Origin of the sequence: uncultured Chitinophaga sp. (assembly GCF_937874145.1) — a bacterium.
GTDB lineage: Bacteria > Bacteroidota > Bacteroidia > Chitinophagales > Chitinophagaceae > Chitinophaga.
The window spans coordinates 1-7,009 of sequence record NZ_CALNBI010000288.1; the positions used below are offsets into that span (position 1 = coordinate 1).

Below are 7,009 nucleotides of genomic sequence, written 5' to 3' on the forward strand. Positions count from 1 at the left end.
GCAGGAAGTCATTTTCACCTCCGGCGCCACCGAATCCCTCAACCTCGCGCTGAAAGGGGCGTACGAAGCCTACGCCGTGAAAGGGAAACACCTCATCACCGTGCAAACCGAGCACAAAGCCGTGCTCGACACCTGCCATCACCTGGAGAAACTCGGGGCCAGCGTTACGTACCTGCCGGTCGACGGCCATGGCCTCGTGAACCCCGATGATTTGCGTTCCGCCATTCGTCCGGATACCATCCTGGCCGCGGTGATGTACGCCAATAACGAAACCGGTGTGATCCAGCCGATGGCGGAGATTTCCAAAATAGCGGCGGAACATGGCACCCTCCTGCTGACCGACGCTACGCAGGCGGCGGGTAAAATCCCGCTGGACGCGGGGAAGGATGGCATCGGGATGCTGGCGCTGTCGGCACATAAGCTGTACGGTCCCAAAGGCGCCGGCGCGCTGTTCGTGCGCCGCAGATCGCCCAGGGTGCGGCTGGCGGCACAGCTCGACGGTGGCGGCCACGAGCGCGGGATGCGCTCCGGCACCCTGAATGTGCCCGGTATCGTGGGCCTGGGCAGGGCTTGCGCCATTGCGTCCGACGAAATGGCAGGGGAAGCCGTCCGGCTGGCGGCCCTCCGTGACCGCCTGGAAAACGGCATTATTGCGAAAACCGGTGCTTTGGTAAACGGTGCCGGCGCCCCCAGGCTGCCGCACGTCAGCAACCTGCGGTTCCCGGATGTGAAGGGGGCGGACCTCCTGCGCGGCGTAACCCGGGAAATAGCCGTATCTTCGGGTTCGGCGTGCACCTCCGCCAACCCGGAACCGAGCCATGTGCTCCTGGCCATGGGCATCCCCGAAGATCTGGCACATTCTTCGCTCAGATTCGGATTGGGACGGTTTACCACCGAACCGGAAGTGGACCGTGCCATTGAGACAGTCATCAATACCGTGCGATCATTGCACGCAATATATAACCTGTAAAAACGGAAAAAATGATCTATATAAGTGATAAAGCCAAGCAAAAAGTAGATGCGCTCCGGGCCGAAGGGACCCTGGGGCAGGACTACTTCCTGCGCGTGTCCGTAGTGGGCGGAGGATGCTCCGGCCTCAGCTATAAACTGGATTTCGACAACGAAACCAAACCCAAGGACCAGGTGTTCGAAGACAAAGGCATCAAAGTGGTGACGGACCTGAAAAGCTTCCTTTACCTCTGCAATACCGTCCTCGAATTCTCCGAAGGGCTCAACGGCAAAGGGTTTTACTTCAACAACCCCAACGCCGCCCGCACCTGCGCCTGCGGCGACAGCTTCGCCGTATAAGCCTGGGACAACGTCCTTCGAACGATAATAGCCGCCCGGTCCACCATAACCGGACGGCTTTTTTATTGAATCGTTTACGGATGATTAAAAATTCAAATATTGTGGAAACGTAATTGAATTATATTTGCTTCCGTCATGTATGCCATTTTCAAGAAAGACATTCACCAATTTTTCAGCAGTATCACGGGCTATGTAGCCATTATCGGGTTCCTGCTCGCCAACGGGTTGTTCCTGTTCATTTTCCGGGATACGAGCCTGCTGGAAGCGGGATACGCGGACCTGGACGGGCTCTTCGAGCTGGCGCCCATGATCTTCCTTTTGCTGATTCCCGCCATTACCATGCGCAGCCTGTCAGACGAGTACCGCAGCGGCACCATGGAGTTGCTGAGCACCAAGCCGGTGACGCCCTGGCAGATCGTGTGGGGGAAGTACTGGGCCTGCCTGCTGATCGTGGCCATCGCGCTGATCCCAACTGTTGTGTACTATGTTGCCATTGCGCAGCTCGCGGCGGCGGGGAACGGTCCGGATACGGGGAGCATCCTGGGTTCGTACCTGGGGTTGTTTTTGCTGGGGGGCGTGTTTACGGCCATCGGGCTGTGGGCATCGTCGCTGACGGGGAATGCGGTGGTTGCCTTTCTGGTAGCCATCTTCACCTGTTTCATCCTGTACAACGGGTTCGATGCGCTGAGCAAACTGCCGGTGTTTGAAGGCGGGGCGGATTATTATCTCGCCATGGCCGGCATCCGGTATCATTATACTTCCATCAGCCGCGGGGTGGCAGACACGAGGGACATCGTGTATTTCGCCAGCCTGGCCGGGCTCATGTTATATCTTACCAAAATATCGCTGGAAAGGAAAATCTGGCAGGGCTGACCGTATGGAACTAACGAGAAAGGACAAACGTAAACAATACCTGAAACGGACACTGGGCCTCGTGGCCGTGATCGTGGCCATCAACGTGGCGGCGGGGTACTTCCATGCCCGGCTGGACCTTACGGCCGAGCAGCGTTACACCCTGGCCCCCTCTACCCGCGAGCTTCTCCGCAAGCTGGACGCGCCCGTTGAAATAGAAGTATACCTCAAAGGCAAATATCCCGCGGGGTTCCGGCAGTTGTCCAACGCCACGCGCGAGCTGCTGGAAGAATTCCAGCAATACGGCGGCAACAACATCCGCTTTACCTTCCTCAACCCCGGTTCCGACCTCCCCGACTCCATGCGCGCCGCTTTCCAGGATTCGCTCATGGCACGGGGCATCCTGCCCTTTAATTTGCAGGTGCAGGACGACGGCAAGGATTCCTATGCCGAGAAGCTCATCTTCCCCGGAGCGATCATTCAATACAAAGACCGCGAAACCGCCATCAATCTCCTGAAAAGCCAGGGCGGCATGGATCCCATGCAGGCGCTCAACAGCTCCGAAGCCCTCCTGGAATATAAATTCGCCAACGCCATCTACCAGCTGCAGCAGCCGCACCGGCCGCTCATCGGCTATATGCTGGGGCATGGCGAGCCGGAAGGGCCGGAAGTGTACGACGCGCTTAAAACGCTCCACGAGCTGTACCAGGTGGATACCGTCAACCTCGCTACTACACCGGCGATTTCCGGGGAGTTCGACGCTTTGCTGTTCGTAAGGCCTACGCTGGCCTTCACCGATGCCGACAAGCTGAAAATCGACCAGTACGTGATGCAGGGCGGCAACATCGCCTGGTTCATCGATAACCTGACCGCTTCTGCCGATAGCCTCCGCGGGCGCGACTTCGTGGCATTCGACCGCAACCTGCAGCTGGAAGACCTGCTGTTCAAATACGGCGCCCGCATCAATCCCGACCTGGTGCAGGACCTCCGGTCGGATATAATCCCGCTCGTAGTTGGCAACCTGGGCGACAAACCGCAGATCCAGCCGGTGCCGTTCCCTTATTTTCCTTTGCTGTCGTCCACCAACGGCCATCCCATCGTTAAAAACCTGGATTTGGTGATGAGCCGTTTCGCCGGGTCGGTAGACACGATGGCCGGCGGCGATGTGCATAAAACCATATTGCTCACCTCTTCGGACCACAGCCGAACGGTGCGGAGCCCGGCGCAGATTACCCTGGAAAGCGTGCAGCAGCAGCCCAATCCCAGGGAGTTCCGCCAGCGGAACCTGCCGGTGGCCGTGTTGCTGGAAGGGCATTTCCCTTCCCTGTTCCGCCACAGGATAGGTGCTGAGGCGCAGGCTCAATGGCAAAATGCCAGCGGTCAGGCCTACCGCGCACAGGCCGACACCGCGGGGAAAATGATCGTGGCGGGCGATGCCGACCTGGTATTGAATGCCGTGACGAGGAAAAGCGGGCCTTTGCAGATGGGTGTCAATGAGTTCAACCCCGATTACCAGTTCGCCAACCGGGATTTCTTCCTGAATGGCATGGATTACCTCGCCAGCAAGTCGCCGGTGATGGAAACGCGTAACAAAGAACTGACGCTCAGGCTGCTGGATGTGGAAAAAGTCCGGACGGAAAAAACCAAATGGCAGATACTCGCTTTTGCCTTGCCTATAGGGGCTGTATTGCTGTTTGCCATGGCGTTCCAGTATTTCCGGCAGCGCAAGTATGCTCAATAAAGCTCCCGGAATCCATTATCTTTGCCATTCATTAAATTTTCCGATCTACATGACACCGCAACTATGGACGTATACAGTTTTTGGAATTGTCATCGTTCTGGCCCTGATCTTCGACCTGGGATTATTAAGTAAAAAAGGTGAGGTAATGTCCATCAAGAAGGCGCTCATCCAGACCTGTTTCTGGGTAGTGCTGTCTATGGGCTTTTGTGCATTCGTATGGTACGAAGACGGCTCCAAGATGGCCATCGAGTACCTCAGCGCCTACCTGATGGAATGGTCGCTGTCTATCGACAACATTTTCGTATTCATCCTCATTTTCGGTTTTTTCAAGATCAAGGAAACGAATTATGCGCGTGTGTTGCTGATTGGTATCCTGATGGCGATCGTGTTCCGCGCGATCTTTATCACCGTGGGCGTGGCCCTCATCCAGCAGTTCGGGTGGATCCTTTACATCTTCGGCGCCTTCCTGGTGTATACGGGTGTAAAGATGTTCATGGTTGACCAGCATGAGGAATTCAAGCCGGAAGAGAATTTCGCTTACCGCTTCATGCAGAAGTACCTGCGGATTTCCAACCAGCCGAATGTAGATAAGTTCACCATCCACCAGAACGGCAAAGTGTATTTAACGACGTTATCGGTGGTGGTAGTGATGCTCGCCGTGACAGACATCGTGTTTGCGCTGGATTCCATCCCCGCCGTATTTGCTATTTCGAAAGAACCGCTCGTGGTATATACATCCAATATTTTCGCCGTACTGGGCCTTCGCTCCCTCTTCTTCCTGTTGAGAGGCGCGGTAGACAAGTTCGATTACCTGCAGCAGGGCATCGCCATCGTGCTGGTATTCATCGGTCTGAAAATGCTGGCCGAGATCTGGCACTTCAAGCTGCCGGTATGGGTTTCGCTCGTTGTGATCGTAACCTGCCTGGCAGGGTCCATTGTGTATTCCATCCTTTTCGACAAGAAATTACCGGTTAAACCGACCGAGACGACAGAGAGTTAGTTGATCCGAACCAAAAGCGCCCGTACATGAGAGTCTGCGGGCGCTTTTTGATTAAAACCATATAACATTGTATACAGCAGAGAGTATCAGTAAGATCCTGAAGGGAGAATTGTTGCAACAGACCGGGCATCCGGAGATCGAACATATTTTGCTGGACAGCCGGAAATTGTTAGTTGCCGAAACATCCTTGTTCATTCCCCTTGTGAGCGAGCGCCGCAATGCGCATCAGTACATCGACGATCTGTACAAAAAAGGCGTCAGCAACTTCGTGGTCAGCGAGCCTATCGCCGCCGGCCTCTACCCGAATGCCAACATCATTTTAGTCAAAAACACGCTCCAGGCGCTCCATGCCCTCGTGGCCTCGCACCGCCAGCAGTACAACATTCCCGTGATCGGGATCACCGGCAGCAACGGAAAAACCATCGTGAAAGAATGGCTCTACCAGCTGCTGGAGAAAGATTACAACATCGTACGCAGCCCCAAGAGCTACAACTCGCAGATCGGCGTTCCGCTGTCTGTCTGGCAGATGAAACCGGAAAACGAGCTCGCCATTTTCGAAGCCGGTATTTCGCAGCCCGGCGAAATGGTGAACCTGGAAAAGATCATCCGCCCCACCATCGGCATCTTCACCAATATCGGCGAAGCCCATAACGAAGGCTTCCTCAATATCCGGCAGAAAGTGAATGAGAAGCTCGTGCTGTTTACCCGCAGCGACGTGCTGATCTATTGCAAAGACTACCTCGCGCTCAACGAGTGCGTCAACCATTTCCACAACCTGGTGGGCAAACGCGAAATCGACAACGCCCTGCAGCTCCTCACCTGGAGCCGCAAGACCGACGCCGATCTCCGTATTATTTCCGTCGACAAGAACGACAACCACACCCGCATCGACGCGCTGTACAAACAGGAGCCCGTTTTCATCCGGATTCCTTTTGTGGACGAAGGCTCCATCGAGAACGCGATCCATTGCTGGGCGCTCATGCTGTATCTCGGCAAGCCCGCGGAAACCATCCAGGAGCGGATGGACCATCTCGGCAACATCGCCATGCGGCTGGAAATGAAGCAGGGTATCAACAATTGCAGCATCATCAACGACAGCTACAATTCCGACCTCGGCTCGCTCGCCATTGCGCTGGAATTTCTCCAGCAGCAACGCCAGCATCCCACCAAAACGGTTATCCTCAGCGATATTCTCCAGTCGGGGAAAAGTGAAGGGTCGCTGTATGAAGAAGTGGCGGGCATGCTGGAAAGCAAAGGCATCAGCAAGCTGATCGGTATCGGTAAAAATATTTCAAGGGAGAAAAAAAGCTTCGGGGCGGTGAAGAGCGAGTTCTACGCCAGCACCGAGGAATTCCTCCAGCAGGTAAACCCTGCTGATTTCCAGAACGAGTCCATCCTCGTGAAAGGGGCGCGCGTGTTCCAGTTCGAGCGGATCGGTAAACTGTTGGAGAAGAAAGCCCACCAGACGATTCTCGAAATAAACCTGACGGCCCTGGCGCAGAATGTGAAAGCTTACCAGTCGCTGCTGAAGCCCGCTACCAAGGTGATGGCCATGGTGAAAGCGTTTGCTTACGGCAGCGGCAGTTTCGAGATCGCGAATCTTTTACAGTTCCACGGGATCGATTACCTGGCGGTGGCTTATGCCGACGAAGGGGTGGATCTCCGGCGTGCGGGCATTACGTTGCCGATCATGGTCATGAATCCCGAGCCCAGCAGTTTCGACGCGATCCTGCAATGGAACCTGGAGCCGGAGTTGTATTCCATGCAATTGCTGGAGCTGTTCGAAGAATCGGTGCGGTATGCGAACAAGACCAATTACCCGGTGCACATCAAGCTGGACACGGGCATGCACCGGCTGGGCTTCGAGCAGCAGGACCTCCCCGCGTTGGCGTTAAGGCTCAATGCGGAGGGGCTCTTTAAAGTACAATCTATTTTCAGCCACCTGGCGGCGAGCGAGGATCCTGCGAAGGATGATTTCACCAACATGCAGTTCGGCCGTTTCCAGAAGATGAGCGCAGCCTTGCAGCAGCAGCTGGGGTATCCTGTCATCAAACACATCGCCAACAGCGCCGCTATTCACCGCCTGCCGCAGATGCAGCTGGACATGG

6 protein-coding genes are annotated in these 7,009 nt (G+C 55.6%); all 6 read left to right on the plus strand.

The features are described from left to right. A partial coding sequence (locus tag Q0510_RS14305) for a cysteine desulfurase family protein (RefSeq protein WP_298713030.1) occupies nucleotides 1–970 on the plus strand: 970 nt, incomplete at its 5' end. A gap of 11 nt (nucleotides 971–981) precedes the next feature. Then, entirely contained in the window at nucleotides 982–1,308 is a 327-nt protein-coding gene (locus Q0510_RS14310; protein ID WP_298713032.1) for an iron-sulfur cluster assembly accessory protein, read from the plus strand. A 135-nt stretch (nucleotides 1,309–1,443) separates the two neighbouring features. Continuing rightward, complete coding sequence (gene gldF / locus Q0510_RS14315) at nucleotides 1,444–2,181, plus strand: gliding motility-associated ABC transporter permease subunit GldF (protein ID WP_298713034.1); 738 nt, start codon at nucleotides 1,444–1,446, stop codon at nucleotides 2,179–2,181. A 4-nt stretch (nucleotides 2,182–2,185) separates the two neighbouring features. Continuing rightward, on the plus strand, nucleotides 2,186–3,901 hold the full coding sequence (gene gldG, locus Q0510_RS14320) for a gliding motility-associated ABC transporter substrate-binding protein GldG (protein WP_298713036.1): 1,716 nt from the start codon (nucleotides 2,186–2,188) through the stop codon (nucleotides 3,899–3,901). Between the two features lie 49 nt (nucleotides 3,902–3,950). Further along, a complete protein-coding gene (locus tag Q0510_RS14325; protein WP_298713039.1) occupies nucleotides 3,951–4,901 on the plus strand; it encodes a TerC/Alx family metal homeostasis membrane protein in 951 nt (316 codons plus the stop codon). 67 nt (nucleotides 4,902–4,968) lie between these two features. Further along, on the plus strand, nucleotides 4,969–7,009 hold a 2,041-nt coding region (locus Q0510_RS14330; protein ID WP_298713041.1), incomplete at its 3' end, for a bifunctional UDP-N-acetylmuramoyl-tripeptide:D-alanyl-D-alanine ligase/alanine racemase.

What these genes read in the sequence shown, in the direction of transcription:
- Q0510_RS14310 (WP_298713032.1), top strand. Translation starts at nt 982, where the DNA reads ATGATCTATATAAGTGATAAAGCCAAGCAAAAAGTAGATGCGCTCCGG.
- gldF (WP_298713034.1), top strand. Translation starts at nt 1,444, where the DNA reads ATGTATGCCATTTTCAAGAAAGACATTCACCAATTTTTCAGCAGTATC.
- gldG (WP_298713036.1), top strand. Translation starts at nt 2,186, where the DNA reads ATGGAACTAACGAGAAAGGACAAACGTAAACAATACCTGAAACGGACA.
- Q0510_RS14325 (WP_298713039.1), top strand. Translation starts at nt 3,951, where the DNA reads ATGACACCGCAACTATGGACGTATACAGTTTTTGGAATTGTCATCGTT.